Origin of the sequence: Pseudomonas sp. NPDC077451 (assembly GCF_044543345.1) — a bacterium.
GTDB lineage: Bacteria > Pseudomonadota > Gammaproteobacteria > Pseudomonadales > Pseudomonadaceae > Stutzerimonas.
Genome location: NZ_JBITVX010000001.1, coordinates 106,688 through 129,463 on the forward strand (window position 1 = coordinate 106,688; position 22,776 = coordinate 129,463).

The 22,776-nt window shown below is 59.3% G+C and carries 22 protein-coding genes and 1 tRNA gene; 11 read left to right on the top strand and 12 right to left on the bottom strand.

Annotation, left to right across the window (positions count from 1 at the left end; genetic code table 11):
- The first annotated feature begins 28 nt into the window (after positions 1-28).
- Positions 29-220 carry a hypothetical protein gene (locus ACIGHL_RS00485; RefSeq protein ID WP_045425197.1) on the top strand — a complete coding sequence of 64 codons (192 nt, stop codon included), beginning with the start codon at positions 29-31 and terminating at the stop codon, positions 218-220.
- Between the two features lie 34 nt (positions 221-254).
- Here the strand turns inward: ACIGHL_RS00485 and rlmF are convergent, their stop codons facing one another.
- The 8 genes from rlmF to ACIGHL_RS00525 all read right to left on the bottom strand — a co-directional run bounded on the left by rlmF (position 255) and on the right by ACIGHL_RS00525 (position 10,173).
- On the bottom strand, positions 255-1,259 hold the full coding sequence (gene rlmF, locus ACIGHL_RS00490; protein WP_128118830.1) for a 23S rRNA (adenine(1618)-N(6))-methyltransferase RlmF: 1,005 nt from the start codon (positions 1,257-1,259) through the stop codon (positions 255-257).
- Positions 1,260-1,301: 42 nt separating this feature from the next.
- On the bottom strand, positions 1,302-2,471 hold the full coding sequence (locus ACIGHL_RS00495; RefSeq protein WP_128118831.1) for a YbfB/YjiJ family MFS transporter: 1,170 nt from the start codon (positions 2,469-2,471) through the stop codon (positions 1,302-1,304).
- 174 nt (positions 2,472-2,645) lie between these two features.
- Positions 2,646-2,942 (bottom strand): winged helix-turn-helix domain-containing protein, encoded by a 297-nt coding sequence (locus ACIGHL_RS00500; RefSeq protein WP_128118832.1) that lies wholly within the window; start codon positions 2,940-2,942, stop codon positions 2,646-2,648.
- A 71-nt stretch (positions 2,943-3,013) separates the two neighbouring features.
- The gene (gene nhaD, locus ACIGHL_RS00505) at positions 3,014-4,396 is read right to left on the bottom strand and encodes a sodium:proton antiporter NhaD (protein ID WP_128118833.1); all 1,383 of its coding nucleotides are present in this window, start codon (positions 4,394-4,396) and stop codon (positions 3,014-3,016) included.
- A gap of 357 nt (positions 4,397-4,753) precedes the next feature.
- Positions 4,754-7,588 (bottom strand): valine--tRNA ligase, encoded by a 2,835-nt coding sequence (locus ACIGHL_RS00510; RefSeq protein ID WP_128118834.1) that lies wholly within the window; start codon positions 7,586-7,588, stop codon positions 4,754-4,756.
- A 158-nt stretch (positions 7,589-7,746) separates the two neighbouring features.
- The gene (locus ACIGHL_RS00515; protein ID WP_045425204.1) at positions 7,747-8,112 is read right to left on the bottom strand and encodes a hypothetical protein; all 366 of its coding nucleotides are present in this window, start codon (positions 8,110-8,112) and stop codon (positions 7,747-7,749) included.
- A gap of 125 nt (positions 8,113-8,237) precedes the next feature.
- Positions 8,238-8,657 (bottom strand): DNA polymerase III subunit chi, encoded by a 420-nt coding sequence (locus tag ACIGHL_RS00520; protein WP_128118835.1) that lies wholly within the window; start codon positions 8,655-8,657, stop codon positions 8,238-8,240.
- A gap of 22 nt (positions 8,658-8,679) precedes the next feature.
- On the bottom strand, positions 8,680-10,173 hold the full coding sequence (locus tag ACIGHL_RS00525; protein ID WP_128118836.1) for a leucyl aminopeptidase: 1,494 nt from the start codon (positions 10,171-10,173) through the stop codon (positions 8,680-8,682).
- 185 nt (positions 10,174-10,358) lie between these two features.
- Here ACIGHL_RS00525 and lptF point away from each other — a divergent pair, with 185 nt between their 5' ends.
- Positions 10,359-11,480, top strand: coding sequence for an LPS export ABC transporter permease LptF (lptF, locus tag ACIGHL_RS00530; RefSeq protein ID WP_128118837.1), 1,122 nt, complete (start codon positions 10,359-10,361; stop codon positions 11,478-11,480).
- Entirely contained in the window at positions 11,473-12,534 is a 1,062-nt protein-coding gene (gene lptG, locus ACIGHL_RS00535; protein ID WP_128118838.1) for an LPS export ABC transporter permease LptG, read from the top strand. The genes lptF and lptG overlap by 8 nt, the downstream gene beginning before the upstream one ends.
- Positions 12,535-12,610: 76 nt before the next feature.
- Here lptG and ACIGHL_RS00540 read toward each other — a convergent pair whose 3' ends face one another.
- The 3 genes from ACIGHL_RS00540 to ACIGHL_RS00550 all read right to left on the bottom strand — a co-directional run bounded on the left by ACIGHL_RS00540 (position 12,611) and on the right by ACIGHL_RS00550 (position 13,943).
- Positions 12,611-13,108 (bottom strand): RDD family protein, encoded by a 498-nt coding sequence (locus ACIGHL_RS00540; RefSeq protein ID WP_128118839.1) that lies wholly within the window; start codon positions 13,106-13,108, stop codon positions 12,611-12,613.
- 98 nt (positions 13,109-13,206) lie between these two features.
- Positions 13,207-13,419 carry a cold-shock protein gene (locus ACIGHL_RS00545; RefSeq protein ID WP_003284681.1) on the bottom strand — a complete coding sequence of 71 codons (213 nt, stop codon included), beginning with the start codon at positions 13,417-13,419 and terminating at the stop codon, positions 13,207-13,209.
- Between the two features lie 437 nt (positions 13,420-13,856).
- Positions 13,857-13,943, bottom strand: a tRNA-Leu gene (locus ACIGHL_RS00550).
- Between the two features lie 114 nt (positions 13,944-14,057).
- Between ACIGHL_RS00550 and queA the strand changes: the two genes are divergently transcribed.
- From queA to ACIGHL_RS00580, 6 genes are all read left to right on the top strand, one after another.
- Positions 14,058-15,107 (top strand): tRNA preQ1(34) S-adenosylmethionine ribosyltransferase-isomerase QueA, encoded by a 1,050-nt coding sequence (queA, locus tag ACIGHL_RS00555; protein ID WP_128118840.1) that lies wholly within the window; start codon positions 14,058-14,060, stop codon positions 15,105-15,107.
- Between the two features lie 14 nt (positions 15,108-15,121).
- A complete protein-coding gene (gene tgt, locus ACIGHL_RS00560; RefSeq protein WP_177327078.1) occupies positions 15,122-16,237 on the top strand; it encodes a tRNA guanosine(34) transglycosylase Tgt in 1,116 nt (371 codons plus the stop codon).
- Positions 16,238-16,278: 41 nt separating this feature from the next.
- The gene (gene yajC, locus ACIGHL_RS00565; protein ID WP_021209500.1) at positions 16,279-16,608 is read left to right on the top strand and encodes a preprotein translocase subunit YajC; all 330 of its coding nucleotides are present in this window, start codon (positions 16,279-16,281) and stop codon (positions 16,606-16,608) included.
- A gap of 67 nt (positions 16,609-16,675) precedes the next feature.
- On the top strand, positions 16,676-18,544 hold the full coding sequence (secD, locus tag ACIGHL_RS00570) for a protein translocase subunit SecD (protein ID WP_216707238.1): 1,869 nt from the start codon (positions 16,676-16,678) through the stop codon (positions 18,542-18,544).
- Positions 18,545-18,556: 12 nt separating this feature from the next.
- A complete protein-coding gene (gene secF / locus ACIGHL_RS00575) occupies positions 18,557-19,465 on the top strand; it encodes a protein translocase subunit SecF (RefSeq protein WP_216707239.1) in 909 nt (302 codons plus the stop codon).
- A 72-nt stretch (positions 19,466-19,537) separates the two neighbouring features.
- A complete protein-coding gene (locus ACIGHL_RS00580; RefSeq protein ID WP_216706747.1) occupies positions 19,538-20,071 on the top strand; it encodes a glycine zipper 2TM domain-containing protein in 534 nt (177 codons plus the stop codon).
- 50 nt (positions 20,072-20,121) lie between these two features.
- On the opposite strand, the gene suhB is transcribed toward ACIGHL_RS00580, so the two are convergent.
- Positions 20,122-20,937, bottom strand: coding sequence for a type III secretion system regulator SuhB (gene suhB / locus ACIGHL_RS00585; protein ID WP_045425233.1), 816 nt, complete (start codon positions 20,935-20,937; stop codon positions 20,122-20,124).
- A gap of 152 nt (positions 20,938-21,089) precedes the next feature.
- Between suhB and trmJ the strand changes: the two genes are divergently transcribed.
- Both trmJ and cysE read left to right on the top strand, forming a co-directional pair.
- Entirely contained in the window at positions 21,090-21,866 is a 777-nt protein-coding gene (gene trmJ, locus ACIGHL_RS00590) for a tRNA (cytosine(32)/uridine(32)-2'-O)-methyltransferase TrmJ (protein WP_216706748.1), read from the top strand.
- The gene (gene cysE / locus ACIGHL_RS00595) at positions 21,866-22,642 is read left to right on the top strand and encodes a serine O-acetyltransferase (protein ID WP_128118845.1); all 777 of its coding nucleotides are present in this window, start codon (positions 21,866-21,868) and stop codon (positions 22,640-22,642) included. The genes trmJ and cysE overlap by 1 nt, the downstream gene beginning before the upstream one ends.
- Positions 22,643-22,776 lie beyond the last annotated feature (134 nt).

Below are 22,776 nucleotides of genomic sequence, written 5' to 3' on the forward strand. Positions count from 1 at the left end.
GCATGCAGTTATCTGGAGCTACCGAACCATGTCCACACTTACCGAACTCGCCCAACAGATCGCCCAGCTCTATCCGTTGCAGGACAAGCGCGTCGGCAAGCGCTATCGCGTTGTCGGCGAACTCGCCGGGATGACCGAGCTGGAGGAAATCAACGGGGAGCCTCGGTATATCCAGACGCTGGCCCTGAAAGATCGCCAACGCTGGGATATTGCCGTCTGACGTGAAATGTTTCAGCTGATCGTAGCGGAAACGATCAGTCTGCCTGGCGGTTCGACCAGCGATCAGCACGCCACTTCGCGCGCTGTTCATCATCGAGGTAGCTCCAGGCCACGAAGCGACTGCGCTTTTGCCCCTGGGACATTTCGCATACGCGGACCTGCTGGGCGCCGAGCTTTTTGAGCCGAGCCTGTAGCGGCTGTACGTTGCTTGCTTTCGACACCAGCGTGCTGAACCAGCAGACCTGTTGGTTCACGCCGCGACTTTCTTCTGCCAGCAGCGCAATGAATGCTGCCTCCCCGCCTTCACACCAGAGTTCTGCCGCCTGACCGCCGAAGTTAAGGGTGGGCAGTTTGCGCTTGGGGTCGAGCTTGCCAAGGTTGCGCCACTTGCGCTGGCTGCCACTGCTGGCCTCTGCTTGGGAAGCATGGAAGGGCGGATTGCAAAGCGTGACGTCGAAGCGGTCGTCGGCCTGCATCAGGTTTTCAAATACGTGGCGGGGGTGCTGCTGCGGGCGCAGCGCAATGCTCTTGCTCAGCTTATTGGCGGTGACGATCGTACGGGCCGACGCCAGCGCCGTTGCGTCGATATCCGACCCCGTGAAGCGCCAGCCGTACTCGCGCAGACCGATCAATGGATAGATGCAGTTAGCGCCAGTGCCAACGTCCAGCGCATGAATGCCTGTGCCGCGAGGAATCTCTCCAGCATTTTCGTCCGCCAGCAAGTCGGCTAGACCGTGCAGATAGTCGGCCCGGCCTGGTACCGGCGGGCACAGGTAACCCGGCGGTATATCCCAATGCACGATTCCGTAGAACTGCTTGAGCAGTGCGCGATTGAATACGCGGACCGCATCCGGGTCGGCAAAATCGATGCTCTCCTTGCCGTAGGGATTGATAACGACGAACTTCGCCAACTCGGGGTTGCCCGCTATCAGCGCTGGAAAGTCATAGCGCCCGGTGTGGCGGTTCCGTCGGTGCAGGACGGCCTTTTTGACCGCAGGCTTGGCCTTGTGCGATGGCGGTGTGGCTGGTCTGGATGTCATGTTCGGCTGTCGCTAGCGGTAAAAACCGTATTGTCCCAGCTTTCAGGCTCGACGTGGCACCAGCAGCATCCAGATCAGCCCCCACAACAGCGCGCCGGCACCGAGCCAGAAGGCGCTGTGCAGAGAGCCGCCCATGCCTAGCCAGACGCCAGTGAGCCAGGGGCCGGCCAGCTGGGTCAGGCTGTAGAGCGCAATCAGGGCTGCTGACAGTCGCGGTCCCTGATGCGGATGAAGGGCGCGTGCCAGGCGTTGGGTCAGCAACACGGTGCCAAGAAAAGTCCCGCCGACCAGTACGGCACATAACAAAATCCCCCACGCGCCGGGCAGTAAGAGCGCCGCCAGGACGCCGGCCAGTTGCGTGACATAGCTTAAGCGCAGTGCCAGTGTGTCGCCGAACAGAGCGCCGAGGCGATTCCAGAGCCAGGGTGAAGGCAGGGTGGCCACTGCCACCACCAGCCAGCTGCTTTCCACCAGCAAGTCGCCTGGTTCAACCTGCAGCCGGGCAACCATGGGCAGAAAGGTCATCGGCAAGATATAGCCCATGCCGGCGCCGGCATACGAGAGAAACAGGGGAGTGCTGGCACGATCCAGCAGGCGTCCGCTTGGAGGCTGTGTCGTTTCCGTGGGCGGCTCGTCCGGCGGCATGTCGAGGTTCGCCAACTGACGCCAGCCCCACCAGGCTAGGGGGATAGATAGCAGTGCTGCGGGCCACCAGCGGTCGGCGCCCTGCAGTACACCGTTGCTCAGGCTAACCATGAAGCTGGACAGGATCAGCCCCACGCAGACGCCGAGATAGACTAGGCCGCTGGACGACACGCGACGATGACGCGCCAACCATTCCAGAATCAACGAGGGTGCCTGGACAAAGACTAGGCCGTTGCTAATGCCATTGAGCAGGCGCAGCGTCGAAAGGGCGTCCACCGATTCGGCCTGGGTCTGCGCCAGCGTTGTCACGACGTGCAGTACCAGTGCCCACGGCAGGCTGCGACGTATCTGCGTGACCTGATGCCAGCGCAGGGCGAGCAGCGCGCCGACCAAATACCCCAAGTAGTTCCAGGTGGCGATGCTCGCGCCCTGTTGTACGGTCAGTAAGCCGTCCTCTACCAGCCACGGAAGAAGTGGTGTGTAGACAAAACGTCCCAGCCCATGGACAACCAGCAGCAAGGCGGCACCAGCGAGCAGAACCGGGAACAGGGCGGGGCGTTGAGACATTGACGACTAACCGTGCAGGCGAAGAGGTCCACAGCTTAGCGGCACGCCTGGCAAAGGACCACGCTACTGATGGTTAACGGGGGGCTTTGCGAACACCTGGGTGATGGGTACGCACCCGCTCGTCCTGCCGGGTTTACTGAGCGGAATTGGAGCAGTTAGGTGTTCTGCGGGCAGTCACGGATAGCCGAGAACGGATTTGATAAGCGCCAGGTTGCGCTCGATCCACAGCCGGTCAATCGCGCCCCAATTATGGATCTGGTACTGGCCGGCGTTATGCCGCTCGCCGTCGTCCTGAGTGAAGCGGCAATCAATGTCCAGATCGGCAAGGGCCGCCAAAGTGTCCTGTGCCGTCCGGCGCGGCATTCCGGTCGCTTCTACCAGAGCAGGCACGCTGGTGGCTGTACCGCTGTCAATCATCCAGGCGACATATAAACGGCGATAGAAACTGCTCTTGGTTTTGCTGACTGTCATCACGATTCCCAACGTTAACGGCTAGGCTCGCTGAGCGGCTTCGTGCGCTCAGCGAGCTAGACGGTAGTGCATCAACGCAGTGCGAGCATGCCTATATAGGTCACGGCGCCGGCTGTGTAACCAAGGAAAGCCAGCAGGCTGACGCGCTTGACGTACCAGGTGAAGCTGATCTTTTCCATGCCCATGGCTGCCACGCCTGCGGCTGAACCAATGATGAGCGTGCTGCCACCCGTCCCGGCGCAATAGGCCAGCATCTCCCAGAAGTTGCCGTCGACCACGAACTGCGACAGCCACGCAGCTTCCGCGGCTGGCGCTGCATCAAGGGTCTCAGGGCCTACCAGGGGGTACATCTTCATCGAGCCGGCAACCAATGGCACGTTGTCCACCACCGCCGACAGCAGGCCGATGCTGTAGTTGATCGGATAAATATGTCCGAGTGTGTCACGCAGCGCCGTGGCGACCTGGGTCAGGTGACCGGCTGTAGCGAGCGCCGCAACCGCCAGAAGGATGCCAAGGAAGAACAGCACGCTCGGAGTATCGACCTTGCGCAGAACGCCGACGACCGAGAGCGGGTGCTTGTGATCGTCTTCTTTGTGACGATGTAGAAATTCGGTAGTGACCCAGAGCACGCCGAGTCCGAACAAGATGCCCATATACGGCGGCAAGTGGGTGACTGTCTTGAAGACCGGCACGAATACCAGCGCGCCGATACCGAGCGCCAATACCAGATTGCGCTCGAACGCCGTCGTGGCTGGCGGATTGCTTTCGGCCAGGTGCGCTCGGGCGCCCGGGCGGGGCACTTCGCCGCGCATGCTAAAACTGAGAATCAACAATGGGACCAGCAGGCAGACCAAACTCGGGATAAACAGCCCGACGATCACGCCAGAGGCGGTGATCTGGTTACCGATCCAGAGCATGGTCGTCGTGACGTCGCCAATCGGCGACCAGGCGCCGCCAGCGTTGGCCGCTATCACCACGACGCCGACGAACAACCAGCGTTCTGGGCGGCCGCGGATCAGTTTGCGCAGCAGCGAGACCATGACGATGGTGGTGGTCAGGTTGTCCAGTGCGGCGGACAGGAAGAACGTTAGGAAGCCGATGATCCACAGTAGATGCACGCGCTTTCGCGTCTGGATACGGTCAGTGATGACCTTGAAACCTTCGTGCGAATCGATGAGTTCGACGATGGTCATGGCGCCGAGCAGGAAGAACAGGATCTCCGAGATTTCGCCCAGATGATGCCGCAGTGATTCGACTACATAGGCTGACGGATCGGCCAGGTCATGGCCGGCTGACGGCAACAGTGGCACGATGGATTCCGCGCCGAGTATCAGTGCGGTCCAGCACAGCACTGCTGTGAGAATCGCTGCGGCGGCCTTGTCGATTTTTAGCGGATGCTCGAAGGCTATGCATAGATAGCCCAGAACAAATAGAACAGCCATGAGTACATACATCGGAGGGGCTCCATTTTTTAAAAACCGTACCGGGCCATTCGGATTGTTGTTCTGGCTCGGGGCTGACAGGCTTAAAAAATGGGCGACTTGCGGTGCGAGAGAATTAAGTAACCGCGATACGGAAGGTAATACCTGCGTCGTGGACGGCTGCGCGTAAAGCAAACTACTTGGGCTTGCTTCGCTGCTGACTTACTTCATGTCGTGGAGCTTTCCGCGTTGGTTCAGGCCTGTCAGTTGCAATTCGTTATTGTCGTGTGCGGCATAGTGTATCAGCGGCACTGAAGGCGACTTGTCATCAATCAAGAGCAGATGCCTAAGCAAAAAGGCCAGCACATCAAGTGCTGGCCTCTCGCTTCGTTACAGGCTGGCGATGCGCTCGCGCTGCTCGAGCAGCCGGGCTTTGGCCTGCTCGGCCTCGGCCAGTTTGGCGCGCTCCTTGTCGATGACTTCGGCCGGCGCCTTGTCGACGAAGCCGGCATTGCCGAGCTTGCCGCCCACCCGCTTCACTTCGCCGTCCAATCGGCCAATTTCCTTGTCGAGGCGGGCAAGTTCGGCGTCCTTGTCGATCAGGCCTGCCATGGGTACCAGCACCTGCATGTCGCCCACCAGCGCCGTCGCTGAAAGCGGCGGTTCTTCGCCTTGAGTGAGGACGCGGACGCTTTCTAGCTTGGCCAGTTTCTTCAGTAGCGGCTCGTTATCGGCGAGGCGACGCTGGTCTTCGGCCGAGGCGTTGGCCAGCACTACGTCGATGCGTTTGGCCATTGAGATATTCATCTCGCCGCGGATCTGGCGGACACCCAGCATGAAGGCCTTGACCCACTCGATATCAACTTCGGCGGCTTCGTCGATGCGCTCCGGGTTGAATTCTGGCCACGGCTGCAGCATCAGGGTCGGGCCGGATTTGCCTGCGAGCGGCGCGACGCGCTGCCAGATTTCCTCGGTGATGAACGGCATGAATGGATGCGCCAGACGCAGTGCCGTTTCCAGTACGCGCACCAGGGTGCGGCGAGTGCCGCGCTGGCGTTCGACACTGGCGGTCTCGTCCCATAATAGTGGCTTGACCAGCTCCAGATACCAGGCGCAGTACTCGTCCCAGATGAACTCGTAGAGCGCCTGCGCTGCCAGGTCGAAGCGGAAGGCCTCAAGCTGACGAGTCACCTCGGCCTCTGTGCGCTGCAGCGCAGAAATGATCCAGCGATCCACCGACGACAGCTCGACGGACTCGTCGTTGGCGCCGGTGTCCTTGCCTTCGGTGTTCTCGAAAACGAAGTTGGCGGCGTTCCAGATCTTGTTGCAGAAGTTGCGGTAACCCTCGACGCGGCCCATGTCGAACTTGATGTCGCGACCGGTGGAGGCGAGTGAACAGAAGGTGAAGCGCAGGGCGTCGGTGCCGTAGCTGGCGATGCCTTCGGGGAACTCGGCGCGGGTCTGCTTGGCGATCTTCTCCGCCAGCTTGGGCTGCATCATGCCGCTGGTGCGCTTGGTCAGCAGCTCGTCGAGGGTGATGCCGTCGACGATGTCCAGCGGGTCTAACACGTTGCCCTTGGACTTGGACATTTTCTGACCTTGGCCATCGCGCACCAGGCCGTGTACGTACACGGTTTTGAACGGGATTTGCCCGGTCAGGTGGGTGGACAACATGATCATCCGGGCGACCCAGAAGAAGATGATGTCGAAGCCGGTGACTAGCACGTCGGTGGGGTGGAAGGTTTTGAGGAATTCGGTCTGCTCTGGCCAGCCGAGGGTGGAGAAGGTCCACAGACCGGAGCTGAACCAGGTGTCCAGCACGTCCTCGTCCTGACGCAGTTCGACGTTGTTGCAGAGGTTGTACTTGCTGCGCACCTCCACTTCGTCACGGCCGACATAGACGCTGCCCGCTTCGTCGTACCACGCTGGAATGCGGTGACCCCACCAGAGCTGACGGCTGATGCACCAGTCCTGAATGTCGCGCATCCAGCTGAAGTACATGTTCTCGTACTGCTTGGGCACGAACTGAATCTCGCCGCTTTCCACGGCCGCGATGGCTTTCTCGGCCAGCGGCTTGGTGGAGACGTACCACTGATCGGTCAGCCACGGCTCGATGATGGTGCCCGAGCGGTCGCCGCGCGGCACTTTCAGCGCGTGGTCGTCGATCTTTTCCAGCAGGCTCATGGCGTCGAATTCGGCGACGATAGCCTTGCGTGCATCGAAACGGTCCATGTGCGAGTAGCCGTCCGGAAGGCTGGCGTCGACCTTGTCGTTCACTGAACCGTCAATGTTGAACACCTGGGCGCGAGCCAGGATGCAGGCGTTCTGGTCGAAGATATTGATCAGCGGCAGGTGATGGCGCTTGCCGACCTCGTAGTCATTGAAGTCATGGGCCGGGGTGATCTTCACGCAGCCAGTGCCGAACTCGAGGTCCACGTAATCGTCGGCAACGATCGGGATCATACGATTGACCAGCGGCAGCATGACGTGGCGGCCGATCAGGCTCTTGTAGCGCTCGTCCTCGGGGTGCACGGCGATAGCGGCGTCGCCCAGCATGGTTTCCGGACGAGTCGTGGCGACCACCAGGTAATCCAGACCGTCGACGGTCTTGCAGCCATCGGCCAACGGGTAGCGCAGGTGCCAGAGGTGACCTTTCTCGTCGTGGTTTTCCACTTCCAGATCGGAGATTGCGGTGTGCAGCTTGGTGTCCCAGTTAACCAGGCGCTTGCCACGGTAGATCAGGCCATCCTCATGCAGCCGCACGAAGGCTTCCTTTACGGCGTTAGACAGGCCCGCATCCATGGTGAAGCGTTCGCGCGACCAGTCCACCGAGGAACCCAGACGGCGGATCTGACGGGTGATGTTGCCGCCGGACTCTTCCTTCCACTCCCAGACCTTGTCGAGAAACTTCTCGCGGCCCAGGTCGTGGCGGTTGACGCCCTGCGCGCTCAGCTGACGCTCGACTACCATCTGAGTGGCGATGCCGGCGTGATCTGTACCCGGCTGCCACAAGGTGTTGCGACCCTGCATCCGCCGGAAGCGAATCAGTGCATCCATGATGGCGTTGTTGAACCCATGGCCCATATGCAGGCTGCCGGTGACGTTCGGCGGCGGGATCATGATGGTGTAGGGCTCGCCTGAACCTTGGGGTGCGAAATAGTTATTCGTTTCCCAAGTCTGGTACCAGGAGGTTTCGATGGCGTGCGGCTGGTAGGTCTTGTCCATGCGGCGGGACCCTTAGAACGGCTGATCGGAAAAGCGGGCAAGTATAAAGGCAAAGTGGATGATCGGCAGGATTGCGATGCCGCTTTTGTCCCGCCGGCACAGCTGAGCCGCGCGTAAGTGTCTATTCCGGCGTGGCGTTTGCCTCGGTTGGCTGCAACTCAGGAACGATGGGACTTGATCAGCTGCTCGGCGCGCGCTTCCAGGCGGACGCGCAACTCGGCTTCGATCTGCGGGACATAGTCGTCGATGACCTCCTGCAGAATGAGTTGCGCAGCATTGCGCAATTCATGGTCGAGATGACGCTCGGCGAGCGTCCGAAAAGCTGTACGCACGGCAGGCTCGCGCGGCTCGACCTCAGGTTCGGCGGCCGGTGCGGGTGGGTGTTCGACGATTTCCGAAAGCAAGGGAAAGCTGTCCGGGTCCAGCGTATCGCTCAGCAGTGGCGGGTCTTGGTCACCCAGCAGCGCACGAATGGATTCCAGATCATCAAGAAGATGGGCTTTTGGGGGGCGCGATTGCGTCATGTACGGGGCATCCGGAATTGAGCGTCCAGGCTTGTTAGGGGTGGTCCTGATCGGGCATTGGCCCAGCAACTATCGTTGCTGATCGGCGCTGACGTGGCGGCTCCATCGCGTTCGGCCAGTACGCCTTACAGCTCGACTCTCTTTGGATCATAGCCACGCTGCCGATAGAGACGAAAATTCTCCCGGCAGACGGTCAGTAGCTCAGCCTGCTGATTGACGATTTCGATCACCCGGCTGAACTGGTCAGTGTACGGCGATAGCGTAGGGGAGAGGTTGATCAGCAGGCCTTGTTCCGCAGCGGGTGGCTGTTCCGTGCCAATCACCACGGGTGCGTGTGGATCGTCATCATGAAACTCATGCGGAATGAAGCGCTCTGCACGAAACGTCCAGAGCAGCTCGTCCAGTTCGCTGCACTGCTGGTTATCCTGACAACGAATAAATACTGACAGGCCGTGCTGCCAGCCTTTGCTCGCCAACTGGCAAGCCGCTTTCGCACGGCCCACCGGCTGGCTGTCCGGCAGCACGTAGAACTCGATTCGAGTCATGCCCGGTATTCGCTCGCTTTGCTCATGCCTGCTCGGCTCGGTCCAGCAGGTACTGGGTCAGCAAGGGGACCGGGCGTCCCGTCGCGCCTTTTTCCTTGCCGCCACTGATCCAGGCGGTACCAGCGACGTCCAGATGCGCCCAGGGATAGGCCTTGGTGAAGCGTGATAGAAAGCAGGCCGCGGTGATGGTGCCGGCCTTGGGGCCACCGATATTGGCAATGTCGGCGAAGGGGCTGTCGAGTTGTTCCTGATACTCATCGAACAATGGCAGTTGCCAGGCGCGGTCGTCGGCTTTCTGGCCAGCGCCCAGTACTTGCTGCAGCAGTTCGTCATTATTGCCCAGCAGGCCGGACGTGTTGCTGCCCAGCGCTACGATGCAGGCACCGGTCAGGGTGGCGACGTCGATCACTGCGCGTGGCTTGAAACGCTCGGCATAGGTCAGGGTATCGCAGAGCACCAATCGACCTTCGGCGTCGGTGTTGAGGATCTCAACGGTCTGCCCGCTCATGGTGGTGACGATGTCGCCGGGGCGGGTAGCGTTGCCGCTCGGCATGTTTTCTGCGCAGGCGAGCAAGCCAACCAAATTGATCGGCAACTGAAGTTCCAACGCGGCGCGGAAGGTGCCGAGCACGCTGGCAGCACCGCACATGTCGTACTTCATTTCGTCCATGCCCTGGCCGGGCTTGAGGCTGATGCCGCCGGTGTCGAACGTGATGCCTTTGCCGACCAGTGCGTAGGGCTGCTCGCCCTTTTTCCCGCCGTTGTATTGCATGACCACGATGCAACCGGGCTGATCGCTGCCCTGGGATACGGCGAGAAACGAACCAGCGCCAAGTTCACGCAGCTTCTTTTCGTCCAGAACCTCGACTTTAAGGCCTTTGAAGGTCTTTCCGAGCTGCTTGGCCTGCTCGGCCATATAGCTTGGGTGGCAGACGTTTGGCGGCAGGTTGCCCAAATCCCGGGCGAAGCTCATGCCGGCGGTAATCGCTGCGGCATGGCGAGCAGCCTGCTCGACGCGTGCCTGATCCGCTTTGTCAGCCAGCAGAATAATCTTGCCGAGCTTGGGTTCGTCGTTCTTCTTGCTCTTGAACTGGTCAAAAACGTACTGACCATCGGCCAATACTTCGACTAGCATGCGAGCGCGTGCATAGGTGTCACGATCCTTGACCTGGACATCTTGCAGGGCGAACGTCGCATCGCTGCCAGCAAGACCTTTGAGTACGCCGAGTGCTGCGCCGGCGATCTTGCGCCACTGGCGCCCGTCGCGCTCGTCATCCTTGCCGGTGCCAACCAACAGGACGCGATCCGCCTTGAGGTTTGGCAAGTTATGCAGCAGCAGGGTCTGTCCCGGTTTCCCTTTCAGGTCGCCGCGCTTGAGCACCGCGCTTATGGCGCCTCCACTGGCCTGGTCCACAGTCTGGGCTGTCGCGCCGAGCAGACCCTCTTCGCCAACAGGCAGAACAAGGGTGGCTGTTTTGGCTGCAGCGGCTTTGGTGTTCTTTACAACGAATTCCATGGCGTCGAGTCCCCAAGACAAAGAGTCGGGTTTGCATGATAATGCCGGGCTTGTTTTCCGGTGGTTCGTCTACCGGGGCGTTGGAAAATGCTGAGTGAATCCAACGTCCTGTTACGGGCGGGCCGGCTGCTTGGTGGCTAGTTTGAGCGTAGCCGCCGGAGCCTGACAACCCTGGAGTGTCCGGTTTGATCGTCTTTCGTTACCTGTCCCGTGAGCTGCTGGTTACCCTGAGCGCTGTAAGCGCCGTGCTGCTGGTGATCATCATGAGCGGCCGTTTCATCAAATATCTGGCGCAGGCCGCACAGGGGCTGCTCGATCCGGGTGTGCTGCTAATGATCATGGGGTTCCGTCTGCCGGGGTTCCTGCAGCTGATTCTGCCGCTGGGCCTGTTTCTCGGCATTCTGCTGGCCTACGGCAGGCTCTACCTGGACAGTGAGATGACTGTTCTCTCGGCTACCGGCATGAGTCAGCGCCGCCTGCTGAGCTATAGCCTGGCACCGGCTGCACTGGTTGCCGGCCTCGTCGGTTGGTTGAGCCTCGGACTGGCGCCACAGGGTGTGGCTGAGGTGGATCGCATCCTCAATGAGCAGGACTCGCTGACCGAGTTCGACACGCTGGTGCCGGGACGCTTCCAGACCCTGCGCGACGGTACCCGCGTGACCTATACCCGCGAGCTGACTGCTGATCGCACCGAGTTGGCTGGTGTATTCATCTCCGAAACCAACCTTTCCAGCTCCACTGGCGATAAGCGCGGGCTCTCCGTGCTGGTAGCCGAACGTGGACGCCAGGAAATTCAACCTGACGGAAGCCGCTATCTCATTCTTGAAAACGGCTATCGCTACGACGGCAATCCGGGTCAGGCAAACTACCGGGCGATCCAGTACGACACCTATGGCGTGCTGTTGCCCAGGCCGGAGGTCAGTGTCGAGCTGAGCGAGCGTGAGTCAATGCCGACGCTCGATCTGCTTGGGAGCGACGATATTCGTTTGCAGTCCGAACTGCAGTGGCGCCTTTCTTTGCCGCTACTGGTGTTCATTGTCACACTGCTCGCGGTCCCGCTGTCGAAGGTCAATCCACGCCAGGGGCGCTTTCTGAAGCTGCTACCTGCAATCCTTCTGTATATGGCTTACCTCGCGTTGCTCATCGCTGCACGTGGCGCTTTGGACAAGGGTCGAATACCCCCGGCCTTGGGGCTCTGGTGGGTCCATGGAATCTTCTTTGCCATAGGGATGTTGATGTTGTACTGGGAACCGCTGAGGCTTGCCATTAGCAAGCGCCGCAGCCTGTCGAGGGCCGCCCATGCGTAAGCTTGATCGCTACATTGGCATCCATGTTCTGCTGGCGATTCTGACGGTGCTCGGCATCATTGTCGGTCTGGCCTTGTTGTTCGCCTTCATTGACGAGTTGGGTGATGTGAAGGGTGGTTACGGCACCTTGAACGCCGCCGTTTACGTATTACTGACCACGCCGTCGCGGATCTACGAGATGCTGCCTATGGCGGCGTTGATTGGCTGCCTTATTGGCCTTGGTACGCTTGCGAGCAGTAGCGAGCTGACCATCATGCGTGCTGCAGGCGTGTCCTTGGGGCGAATCGTGCTGGCCGTAATGAAGCCAATGCTGCTGCTGCTGCTGATAGGGGTGCTGATCGGTGAATATGTATCGCCGTGGAGCGAGAATATTGCACAAGCCAGCCGTTCCTCGGCACAGGGCGCTGGTGAGGCGCAAAGCAGTAAACGCGGGCTCTGGCATCGTCAGGGTGATGAATTTGTGCATATCAATGCAGTGCAGCCGAGTGGTTTGCTGCTCGGAGTTACGCGCTACCGTTTCGATGAGCAACGGCAGCTGCTGTCGGCAAGCTTCGCCCGCCGAGCCCGTTACGACGGTGATCAGTGGCTACTCAGTGATGTCGCGACGACGCACTTTCGAGATGATCATACCGAGGTCACAAAGACCGCTCAGGAGAGCTGGGATGTGCAGTTGACACCCCAGCTGGTCAGCACTGTTGTGATGGAGCCAGATGCATTGTCCATCACGGGTTTGTGGCGCTATATCCACTACTTGGGTGAGCAAGGGTTGAACAACGGCCGCTATTGGTTGGCGTTCTGGAGCAAGGTGCTGCAGCCGGCGGTAACGGTGGCGCTGGTATTGCTGGCGATCTCGTTTATCTTTGGGCCGTTGCGCTCGGTAACGCTCGGCCAGCGCATCTTTACCGGTGTCATTGTTGGTTTCGTATTCCGCATTTTGCAGGACCTGCTGGGTCCGGCGAGCCAGGTGTTCGGCTTCTCGCCGCTGCTGGCGGTGGCGGTGCCGGCGGGCATCTGCGCGCTGGGAGGTGTCTGGTTGTTGCGGCGGGCGGGATGATTAGAATCCGCAGCAAGCTCCACGCCTCTAGCTGTCTCAGTCGCGCAGGGGAGCGCGATTGATTCCGGGCTTAAGGCTATTTCTTATGGATGTTTTTCGGTAGCTGCACGACTTGGCTCTCCGAGTAAATGTCGTGCCAAGTCCGGTGTTGCCTGTCCCAGAGCATCCACCAATAGCCCAATCCCAGGGCAAGCCAGGACATGATCGCAATCAGGAAGCGCAACAGGGCCTGCCACAGGTCGATGGCGCTGCCATCGGAGTTCTGGATGCGCACCCCCCAGACCTGCATGCCGAGCGTCTGACCGTTATGCGTCCAGAATTTGGCAAAGAATGCGAATAGTGTGAAAAACACTAGTGTCGCGAGGATCGGGTCTCTATCCAGACCGCCTGATTCCGCCACGGCCTTGAGTGCTTCGCTACCGTAAAAAAAGCGCAAGATCACCTGCTGATAGAGCAGCGTGACCACCATCATCAGGGCAATCGACAGGAAAGCATCGTAGAACAGAGCCGCGAGTCTACGAATCAGGCCGGCGGCAGGAAACGGGCCCTGCGGGCTGAGCGGATGGTTGCGCATGAATGTTGTCTCTCGAGGAAAGGCAGTGGCGCATTCTACGGAAACGCGCGCATAAAAAAGCCCCTGATGTCGCCATCAGGGGCTTTTCGGGGCGGGGCTTATTCCTGGATTTGAACCTGGTCAGCCTGCATGCCCTTTTGACCTTGTACAGCTACGAAGCTGACCTTCTGGCCTTCTTTCAGGCTCTTGAAGCCGTTGCCTTCGATCGCGCGGAAGTGCACGAACAGATCCGGACCGCTTTCGGGAGTGATGAAACCAAAACCTTTCTCGTCGTTAAACCACTTGACGGTACCGTTCTGACGATTCGACATAGCTTTGTATCCTTGAAACTCAATAGTAGAAGCGCCCCTGCATGTGCAGAAAGCGGAAACTGGTTGCAAGGAGTAAAGAGTCGAACGGATGTAGCGGATCTGAAGATCTACTGCATCAGGCCACGATTCAACAGCGACCCATGCAAACACAGTGGGTACACTCTACGATAACTCGCTGGGCGATGCCAAGCCCTTTGGAGCCATAGAATTAGCCCACTGCAAGCGGTGCTTTCAGTGCTGTTGGTGTTGCCGAAATTCGTGTTATCGCAGTTTGATTCAGCCGATGCAGCTAGCGCTTTCGCCAGTGCGAATCTGCATTTCAATGATGCGTAAGGCTTGCTTCGGCAGGCTGCTGTTGGCCTGTCCTAGGGATGAAGCCGCTGTTCAGCTGCGGTTCCCCTTCACCAGAAGTACTAGCTGCCTCTGGTCACTGATAATGGTGCCTCGAGAGAGACTCGAACTCTCACGTTGTTACCAACGGCGGATTTTGAATCCGCTGCGTCTACCGATTCCGCCATCGAGGCACAGTGGCGGCGCAGTATAGGGATGCATTGCGAAGCGGTCAATCGTCTGTCGTGGTCAGAATGAGGTGTTTCCGCTAAGCTTTGCGCCCCTGATGCCCCGTGCTGATCTTTTCAATGCAAGTCTCTGCTTTTTCCTTCGATCTCCCCGATTCGCTAATTGCCCGATATCCTTTGGCCGAGCGTCGTGCCAGTCGGTTGCTAACGCTCGATGGTCCGACCGGTTCTTTGGGTCACCATGGTTTCGTCCAGTTGCTCGATTACTTGCGTCCCGGCGACCTGATGGTGTTCAACAACACGCGGGTCATTCCGGCGCGCCTGTTCGGCCAGAAAGACACTGGCGGCAAAGTCGAGGTGCTTATCGAGCGCGTACTCGACGGTCGTCGGGTGCTGGCGCATATCCGCTCCAGTAAGTCGCCCAAGGCAGGCGCCAGAATTCATATTGATGGGGGCGGCGAGGCGCTGATGCTGGCGCGGCAAGATACGTTGTTTGAGCTGGAATTCGAGGAAGACGTGCTGCCGTTGCTCGAGCGCGTCGGCCATATGCCATTGCCCCCCTACATCGATAGGCCGGACGACGTGGCAGACCGGGAACGCTACCAAACGGTGTATGCGCAACGGGCAGGCGCAGTTGCTGCGCCAACGGCGGGATTGCATTTCGATACGGAGTTGCTGGCGGCTCTACGTGACAAAGGTGTTGAGAGTGCGTTTGTCACGCTGCACGTAGGTGCCGGCACCTTTCAGCCGGTGCGTGTTGATCGTATCGAAGAGCACCATATGCATCGCGAATGGCTCGAGGTCGACCAGGGTGTTGTCGATGCCGTGGCGGCTTGCCATGCTCGCGGTGGGCGGGTGGTGGCCGTCGGTACCACCAGTGTCCGATCGCTTGAGAGTGCTGCGCGCGACGGTGTGCTCAAGCCATTCAGTGGCGATACCGACATCTTTCTCTACCCAGGCAAGCCGTTTCATGTTGTCGATGCGCTCGTCACTAACTTCCATTTGCCTGAATCAACCCTCTTGATGCTGGTGTCCGCGTTCGCTGGCTATCCGGAAACGATGGCCGCCTATGCCGAGGCTATTGCCAAGGGTTATCGCTTTTTCAGCTACGGTGATGCCATGTTCATCACTCGCAATCCGGCCCCGCGCGGCCCCGAGGATTCCCAATGAGTCGTACCTGCCACATGTCTTTCGAACTGCTCGCGACCGAGGGGCGGGCGCGCCGCGGGCGCCTGACCTTCCCGCGTGGCAGCGTGGAAACCCCGGCGTTCATGCCGGTGGGTACCTACGGCACGGTGAAAGGCATGCTGCCGCGCGATATTGAAGGGATCGGGGCGCAGATCATCCTCGGCAATACCTTCCATCTGTGGCTGCGACCTGGTACCGAAGTGATCAAGGCGCACGGAGATCTGCATGATTTCATGCAGTGGCAGGGCCCGATCCTTACTGACTCCGGTGGCTTCCAGGTGTTCAGCTTGGGTGCGATGCGCAAGATCAAGGAAGAGGGGGTTTATTTCGCTTCGCCGGTGGATGGGGCCAAGGTTTTCATGGGGCCGGAAGAGTCGATGCAGGTGCAGCGTGATCTTGGCTCCGACATCGTGATGATCTTTGATGAGTGCACCCCCTATCCGGCCGACGAAGACGTCGCGCGGCGTTCGATGGAGTTGTCGCTGCGCTGGGCCAAGCGCTCCAAGGACGCTCACGGCGACAGTCCAGCTGCCCTCTTCGGTATCGTGCAAGGCGGTATGCACGAGTCGCTGCGCAAGCGGTCACTAGAAGGGCTGTGCGAGATCGGCTTTGACGGTCTGGCAATTGGTGGGCTCTCCGTCGGGGAGCCGAAAGAGGAGATGATCCGCGTGCTCGACTTTTTGCCGCCACTGATGCCGGCGGACAAGCCGCGTTATCTGATGGGCGTCGGCAAGCCAGAAGACCTCGTTGAGGGTGTGCGCCGCGGTGTGGACATGTTCGATTGCGTGATGCCGACCCGCAATGCGCGAAACGGACACTTGTTTACCGATGTTGGGGTGGTCAAGATCCGCAATGCCTCGCACCGCTACGACGATTCTCCACTGGATGCCGGTTGTGACTGTTACACCTGCAAACACTTCTCTCGGGCCTATCTGCACCATCTTGATAAATGCGGCGAAATGCTGGGCAGTATGCTCAATACCATCCACAACTTGCGGCACTACCAGCGCCTGATGGCTGGTTTACGCGACGCTATCCAACAGGGTACATTGGCGGCCTTTGTCGACGCCTTCTATGCCAAGCGTGGCCTGCCAACGCCGCCGCTTGCGTGACGAATCCATAACTAAACTGATCTCTGCAACAGGAGTGCTACATGAGCTTTCTGATTCCCGCCGCCTATGCTCAAGAGGCTGCCGCTGGTCCCGCTGGTAGCGGTTTCGAGTGGCTGTTCCTGGTCGGCTTTCTGGTCATTTTCTATCTGATGATCTGGCGCCCGCAGGCCAAGCGCGCCAAAGAGCATAAGAACCTGATCGGCGGCCTGCAGAAGGGCGACGAAGTGGTAACTTCCGGTGGTATCGCTGGCAAGGTCACCAAAGTTTCCGATGACTTCGTCGTGATCGAGGTCTCCGACTCGGTGGAGCTGAAGTTCCAGAAGGTGGCGATCGCCGCAACGCTGCCCAAGGGCACTCTGAAGGCCATCTGAGCTGACTTCTACTCAACACCAACGACGGGGCGCGCAAGGCGCCCCGCGTCATTAGACGGGCTGCGTCATGCTCAATAGATTCCCCCTCTGGAAATACCTGCTGATAGTGGTAGTGCTTGGCATTGCCTTCATTTATTCGGCACCCAACCTTTATCCAGATGATCCTGCGGTGCAGATCACTGGCGCTGCGACTTCGCTCAATGTCACTGAAGCCGATCTAGATCGTGCCAGCAAGGCACTTGCCGAAGCCGGTATCGAGGTCAAGTCGGCGAACCTGGACGAGCAGGGGCGGGGCGGCCTGTTGCGCTTGACCGATCAGGACGATCAGCTGCCTGCCAAGGACGTAGTGCGTCGGGCGCTGGGCGATGCTTATGTGGTTGCGCTCAATCTCGCACCCACGACCCCTGAGTGGCTACGCGATCTGGGTGCAAGCCCGATGAAGCTAGGCTTGGATTTGTCTGGAGGTGTGCATTTTCTGCTCGAAGTCGACATGGAAAAAGCCATCGAGACCCGCCTCAACGTGTACGAGGGCGAGGTCAAGAGTCTGTTGCGCAAGGAGCGCGTGCGCTATCGCAGCCTCCCTCAGCTGGAAAATGCTGTGCAGCTCGGTTTTGCTGACGAGGCCACGCTTTCTGCTGCCCAGTCTCTGATTCGCAAGAGCTTCAACGATTTCGAGCTGATCTCCACTGAGCGTAATGGCCAGCAGGTACTGCGCTTGGCGATTACCGAGGCCAAGCTGGCAGAAATTCGTGAATATTCGATCAAGCAGAATCTGACCACGGTCCGTAACCGGGTCAATGAACTGGGCGTTTCCGAGCCGCTGGTTCAGCGTCAGGGTGCCAACCGCATCGTCGTTGAGCTTCCAGGTGTACAGGATACCGCCGAAGCCAAGCGTATTCTGGGCAAGACCGCCAACCTCGAGTTCCGGCTGGCCGCCGAGGCCGATGCTGCCCGTGCAACAACGGAGAGCTTTGAGTTTCGTGAGGAGGGGCGTCCGCCTGTCCAGCTTGAGCGCAACCTGATTATTACCGGCGACCAGGTTACCGACGCTCAGGCCAGCTACGACGAGAATGGCCGGCCCCAGGTCAACATCCGCCTGGATGGCCATGGTGGCGATCTGATGAATCGTGCCACTCGCAATAATGTCGGGCGCAGCATGGCAGTGGTGTTCATCGAGCAGCGGCCTACTACTCGCTACGTCAAGCAGATGGTTGACGGTGTTGAGCAGGAAGTTCGCGTCGAGACTTTCCAAGAAGAGAAGAAGGTCATCAGCTTGGCGACCATCCAGTCGCCGCTGGGTAGTCAGTTCCGTATCACGGGTCTGGACGGCCAAGGCGAGTCGTCCGAGCTGGCACTGCTGCTTCGTGCCGGTGGCCTGGCCGCGCCAATGTACTTTGCCGAAGAGCGTACCATCGGTCCGAGCCTCGGCGCCGAAAACATCCAGCTCGGTGTTGAGGCGGCGATGTGGGGCTTCCTTTTCGTCGCGGTGTTCATGGTGCTGATCTACAAGTTTTTCGGGGTGCTGGCCACGGTCGCGCTGCTGTTCAATATGATCGTGTTGACGGCTTTGATGTCGATGCTGGGTGCCACGCTGACGCTTCCGGGTATCGCCGGTATCGTGTTGACGATGGGCATGGCGGTTGACGCCAACGTGCTGATTTTCTCGCGTATCCGGGAGGAAATTGCCAACGGCATGTCGGTGCAGCGTGCCATTCATGAGGGCTTCGATCGGGCATTTTCGGCGATCGTTGACGGGAACCTGACGACCCTCCTGGTCGGGGGCATCCTGTTCGCAATGGGTACCGGCCCGATCAAGGGGTTCGCCGTTACGCTCTCGCTAGGGATCATGACTTCCATGTTCACCGCCGTCATCGTGACTCGCGCCATGGTCAACCTGATCTACGGTGGCCGTGATCTCAAGAAGTTGTGGATTTAAGGGGCTAGCACGATGAAACGCGTAATTAATTTCATGGGCGTACGTCACGTGGCGTTTGCCCTGACCGTAGTGCTCACGCTTGTGTCCCTAGCTAGTCTGGCGGTGAAAGGACTCAATTTTGGTCTGGATTTCACTGGCGGCACGCTGATTGAGCTGTCGTACGAGCAGCCGATCGCTCTTGATCAGGTGCGCTCTCAGCTAGCTGGTTCCGGTTTCAATGAGGCGGTAGTTCAGAGCTTTGGTGCCACCACTGACGTCCTGGTGCGCATGCCTGGCGATGATCCGCTGCTGGGCGAGCGCATTGCCGAAGCGTTGAGAGGTGGCGAGGCGGGCAGTGCTGTAACAGTTAAGCGAGTCGAGTTCGTTGGGCCAGCGGTGGGTGAAGAGCTGCGGGATCAGGGTGGTCTGGGCATGTTGCTTGCCCTCGGCGGCATTCTGGTTTATGTCGCATTCCGCTTTCAGTGGAAGTTTGGCCTTGGCGCCGTGCTGTCGTTGTTCCATGACGTGATTCTGGTGCTGGGAGTGTTTTCCCTGTTCCAGATCTCCTTTGATTTGACGGTGCTGGCGGCGGTGTTGGCAGTGATCGGTTATTCGTTGAACGACACCATCGTCATCTTCGACCGAATCCGGGAAAACTTCCGCATGCTGCGTAAGACGGAGTTGCTCGAGAACATCAATATATCCACCACCCAAACATTGCTGCGCACCCTTGCTACCTCCGTGTCCACACTGCTTGCAGTAGGATCGCTGATGTTTTTCGGTGGCGAGAATCTGTGGGGGTTCTCGCTGGCCCTGCTGATTGGGGTCGGTGCTGGTACCTACTCATCCGTCTACGTGGCTGGCATGTTGCTGGTGTGGCTGAATTTGACGCGTGAAGATCTCATCCCCCCTGTTGTCGAAGAGGTGGACGAGCTCCCCTGATTCCGAACTTCTCGCGGCGCAGCAGGTCCAACGCGCCGCCGCGGGCCTCGCCCGTAGAAGAAGGAAGACGCAGTGAACAAGTCGATGCTGGTGGGTGCTGTTCTGGGGGCGGTCGTGGTGAGCGCAGGTGGTGCCTTCGCAACCTACACCTTGGTCGATCGAGGGTCTGAGTTTGCCAGTGTGCTGGCCGTGCGGCCAGTCAAGGAGACCATCCAGACGCCTCGTGAGGTGTGCAAGGACGTGACGGTCACGCGCCAGAGGCCCGTGCAGGACAGCAATCGTATTGCTGGCACGGCCGTCGGTGCGGTCGTTGGTGGGCTGCTCGGTAACCAGGTTGGCGGCGGCAATGGCAAGAAGATTGCCACGGTAGCTGGAGCCGTAGGCGGTGGCTACGCTGGCAATCAGGTGCAAGGCCGCATGCAGGCGAATGACACCTATAGCACAACGGAAACTCGGTGCAGTACGGTCACCGATAGCCATGAGAAAATCGTCGGATACGACGTGAAGTACGATCTCGAGGGCAAGTCTGGGCAGGTTCGGATGGATCGCGACCCTGGTCAGAGAATTCCGGTCCATGATGGCCAGCTGGTGCTGACGCGGCAGTGAGAGGACATAAAAAACGCCCAGAAGGGCGTTTTTTTTGGGGGGGATTGTGGTTACCGCTTCAATGCTGGAGTCAGATGAGGCTGAATGGCGGTTAGTACCGCCTTGAAGCACTTGGTATTACCCGCGACGATCTGGCCTTTCTCCAGATATTCATGGCTGCCGCTGAAATCACTGACCAAGCCGCCAGCTTCTTGAATCAATAGCGCGCCGGCGGCCATGTCCCATTCGGACAGGCCGAACTCCCAGAACGCGTCATAGCGACCGGCTGCGACGTAGGCCAGATCAAGACTGGCCGCCCCGGCGCGGCGAAGCCCTGCAGTTTGGCCTACCAGGCTTCGGAACATATTGAGATAGCTATCGAGGTTATCCAGCTGGCTGTCGCGGAACGGGAATCCCGTGCCGAGGAGTGCGCCCTCCAGACTTTTCCGCGCGCTGACACGCAGGCGACGCCCGTTGAGTGCAGCACCACGGCCCCGGCTGGCAGTGAATTCTTCCTGGCGAACCGGGTCGATCACCACGGCGTGTTCGAGGCGACCACGGTATTTGCAAGCGATGCTGACTGCGTAGTGAGGTACGCCGCGTAGGAAGTTGGTGGTGCCGTCCAGCGGGTCGATCACCCAGAGGTAATCTTTGCCGTCCCCGCTGCCTTCCAGCTGTCCGCCTTCCTCGCCAAGGATTCCGTGGTTTGGATAGGCTTTGCGCAGCGCAGCAACGATCAGTTGTTCGGCTGTGCGGTCGATTTCCGAGACGTAATCGCGCGCGTCCTTTTCGCTAACCGAGATCACGTCCAGGCGCTCGGTGGAACGAACAATCATTTCGCCAGCGCTACGGGCGGCGCGCAGCGCGATATTCAGCATGGGCTGCATCGATCAAATACCTGGTCGTTTAAAGAAAGCCGGCAATTCTATCAGAAACCTATGCGGCATGTTGCTCGGCAAGGGCTCGTTCAGACGGTTAATGGCGAAGCTGCAGATCCTTCCTGTAAGCTTTCGGTCTGCTTCCTGATAGAGAAAAAACCGTGTCGCTACAGAGCATTCGCGTGGTGTTAGTCAATACCAGTCACGCCGGGAATATCGGGGGTGCGGCCCGTGCCATGAAGAATATGGGCTTGTCCCGCTTGGTGCTGGTGGATCCGGAGGATTTTCCGAGTCCGAACGCCGTCGCTCGGGCCTCGGGTGCAACCGATATTCTTGACTCCGCGGAGATCGTTACGACTCTAGAGGAGGCGTTGGTGGGATGCAGTCTCGTGCTGGGCACCAGTGCGCGTGATCGGCGCATACCTTGGCCGCTGCTGGATCCGCGCGAAACAGGCAAGGTCTGTCTTGAGCAGGTCGAGCGGGGCGGTGAGGTTGCGTTGGTGTTTGGGCGGGAATACGCCGGGCTTACAAACGAAGAGCTTCAGCGTTGCCAGTACCATGTGCATATCCCATCAGATCCTGACTTCAGTTCGTTAAACCTGGCTGCTGCGGTGCAGGTGATCGCTTATGAAGTGCGCATGGCCTGGCTGGCGGCGAACAATCAGCCGACCAAGCAGGAGAAGCTCGAAACAACCTCGATGCTTGACACTCAGCCGGTTACGGCCGATGAGCTTGAGCTCTATTACGGTCATCTAGAGCAGACCTTGGTCGAAATCGGCTTCCTCGATCCCCAGAAACCCCGGCATCTCATGCCTCGCCTGCGCAGGCTTTACGGCCGTAGCGGTATAAGCAAACTGGAGATGAATATTCTGCGCGGAATCCTTACCGAAACCCAGAAGGCCGTCCGCGGCGAACCCCACAAGCGGAGAAGTGATTGATGTTCGAAGGCATGCGCGAAGATATCCAGAGCGTTTTCCATCGCGATCCGGCAGCGCGTAACGCATTCGAGGTCATCACCTGTTATCCGGGCCTGCACGCTGTCTGGTTTCATCGGGTGTCTCACTGGCTTTGGGTGAACGACTGCAAGTGGCTGGCACGGATGAATTCAAATTTGGCGCGTTGGCTGACGGGCATCGAAATCCATCCGGGCGCGCAGATAGGGCGGCGTTTCTTTATCGATCACGGGATGGGCATCGTCATCGGTGAGACGGCGCAGATCGGCGATGATGTGACGCTCTACCATGGGGTGACTTTGGGCGGTACAAGTTGGAGCAAGGGCAAACGTCATCCAACACTTGAGGATGGGGTAATCGTTGGGGCAGGGGCGAAAATTCTTGGCCCGTTCACGGTGGGTGCAGGCGCCAAGATCGGGTCCAATGCAGTAGTGACTCGTGCGGTTCCGGCCGGCGCTACCGCGGTCGGTATTCCGGGCCGGGTTATTGCCAAGTCCAATGACGAGCAAGAGGCCAAGCGCAAGGCCATCGCAGAGAAGATCGGTTTCGATGCATACGGTGTGACCGAGGACATGCCGGATCCGGTAGCGCGTGCTATCGGCCAGTTGCTCGATCATGTTCAGGCAGTCGAGGAGCGCATGGATGGTATGTGTAAGGCGTTGACCGCACTTGGTAGCGATTATTGCGCAAAGCAGATGCCCGAGCTGCGCGAGGAGGATTTTGCTGAGGTCAAGCGGGCTGGCGAAGAGCCCCGCTCCTGACAGTGCGGTAGGGCGGGCGTGCTGTTATGATGAATCCCTGTCTGCGGGCAAGTCAGTGGAGTCTCGCCCCGTAGAGATCAGCATCATGCGGCTAAAGTCCGAGTGATTTAATGGGGCTTATAGTTGATCTAAAT

Excerpts from the sequence above, each read along its gene's own strand:
- queA (WP_128118840.1), top strand. The coding sequence starts at position 14,058 with ATGCAAGTCTCTGCTTTTTCCTTCGATCTCCCCGATTCGCTAATTGCC.
- lptG (WP_128118838.1), top strand. The coding sequence starts at position 11,473 with ATGCGTAAGCTTGATCGCTACATTGGCATCCATGTTCTGCTGGCGATT.
- cysE (WP_128118845.1), top strand. The coding sequence starts at position 21,866 with ATGTTCGAAGGCATGCGCGAAGATATCCAGAGCGTTTTCCATCGCGAT.
- rlmF (WP_128118830.1), bottom strand. The coding sequence starts at position 1,259 with ATGACATCCAGACCAGCCACACCGCCATCGCACAAGGCCAAGCCTGCG.
- nhaD (WP_128118833.1), bottom strand. The coding sequence starts at position 4,396 with ATGTATGTACTCATGGCTGTTCTATTTGTTCTGGGCTATCTATGCATA.
- secD (WP_216707238.1), top strand. The coding sequence starts at position 16,676 with ATGCTCAATAGATTCCCCCTCTGGAAATACCTGCTGATAGTGGTAGTG.
- ACIGHL_RS00510 (WP_128118834.1), bottom strand. The coding sequence starts at position 7,588 with ATGGACAAGACCTACCAGCCGCACGCCATCGAAACCTCCTGGTACCAG.
- ACIGHL_RS00525 (WP_128118836.1), bottom strand. The coding sequence starts at position 10,173 with ATGGAATTCGTTGTAAAGAACACCAAAGCCGCTGCAGCCAAAACAGCC.
- yajC (WP_021209500.1), top strand. The coding sequence starts at position 16,279 with ATGAGCTTTCTGATTCCCGCCGCCTATGCTCAAGAGGCTGCCGCTGGT.
- secF (WP_216707239.1), top strand. The coding sequence starts at position 18,557 with ATGAAACGCGTAATTAATTTCATGGGCGTACGTCACGTGGCGTTTGCC.
- ACIGHL_RS00495 (WP_128118831.1), bottom strand. The coding sequence starts at position 2,471 with ATGTCTCAACGCCCCGCCCTGTTCCCGGTTCTGCTCGCTGGTGCCGCC.
- ACIGHL_RS00520 (WP_128118835.1), bottom strand. The coding sequence starts at position 8,657 with ATGACTCGAATCGAGTTCTACGTGCTGCCGGACAGCCAGCCGGTGGGC.
- suhB (WP_045425233.1), bottom strand. The coding sequence starts at position 20,937 with ATGCAGCCCATGCTGAATATCGCGCTGCGCGCCGCCCGTAGCGCTGGC.
- ACIGHL_RS00545 (WP_003284681.1), bottom strand. The coding sequence starts at position 13,419 with ATGTCGAATCGTCAGAACGGTACCGTCAAGTGGTTTAACGACGAGAAA.
- ACIGHL_RS00485 (WP_045425197.1), top strand. The coding sequence starts at position 29 with ATGTCCACACTTACCGAACTCGCCCAACAGATCGCCCAGCTCTATCCG.
- ACIGHL_RS00515 (WP_045425204.1), bottom strand. The coding sequence starts at position 8,112 with ATGACGCAATCGCGCCCCCCAAAAGCCCATCTTCTTGATGATCTGGAA.
- tgt (WP_177327078.1), top strand. The coding sequence starts at position 15,122 with ATGTCTTTCGAACTGCTCGCGACCGAGGGGCGGGCGCGCCGCGGGCGC.
- ACIGHL_RS00500 (WP_128118832.1), bottom strand. The coding sequence starts at position 2,942 with ATGACAGTCAGCAAAACCAAGAGCAGTTTCTATCGCCGTTTATATGTC.
- ACIGHL_RS00540 (WP_128118839.1), bottom strand. The coding sequence starts at position 13,108 with ATGCGCAACCATCCGCTCAGCCCGCAGGGCCCGTTTCCTGCCGCCGGC.